General features: G+C 41.0%; 2 protein-coding genes. Both read right to left on the bottom strand.

Annotated elements, in window-relative coordinates; translation table 11 throughout:
• Nucleotides 1-374, bottom strand: a 374-nt coding sequence (locus tag IE271_RS44745) for a DNA gyrase subunit A (protein ID WP_506005304.1), incomplete at its 3' end; no start/stop codon positions are given.
• A gap of 19 nt (nucleotides 375-393) precedes the next feature.
• Entirely contained in the window at nucleotides 394-528 is a 135-nt protein-coding gene (locus IE271_RS44740; protein WP_506005305.1) for a diacylglycerol kinase, read from the bottom strand.
• Nucleotides 529-537 lie beyond the last annotated feature (9 nt).

Here is a 537-nt window from a genome sequence, read left to right as displayed (position 1 = left end):
CGCATCGCTGCAGCGTTATCGCCATCAATAGAGCCAAAGTTGCCTTGCCCATCCACCAATTCCAAACGCATAGAAAAATCTTGCGCCATTCTCACTAGTGCATCATAAACCGCATTATCGCCATGGGGGTGGTATTTACCAATCACATCACCCACGATCCTAGCGCTTTTTTTATAAGCGACTTTGGAAGTGAGGCCTAATTCATGCATCGCATACAAAATACGCCTATGCACAGGCTTTAAACCATCTCTAGCGTCCGGTAAAGCGCGCCCTATGATCACGCTCATTGAATAAGCTAAATAGCTCTCTTCAATAGAAGAATCAATCCCCACTTCTACAATATTTTTTGTTTCATTGATTAAATTATCTTGCATGTGTCTCCCTAAAATTTAATTACTTCAAATAAAGCGTTAAAAGATAACGCCCCCAAATAAAAGCCCAAAAAATAAGCCCTATTAATTGGGCTGAACTGGCCATATCTTTAGCCTTTTTAGCTAAAGGGTGGAACTCTTTGCTAGTAAAATCCACAGCCTTTTC

This window comes from Streptomyces minutiscleroticus (assembly GCF_014650875.1).
Taxonomy (GTDB): Bacteria; Actinomycetota; Actinomycetes; order Streptomycetales; family Streptomycetaceae; genus Streptomyces; species Streptomyces minutiscleroticus.
Note: the sequence above shows the minus strand (reverse complement) of the source record. Positions and strands in the feature narration are given on the sequence as shown.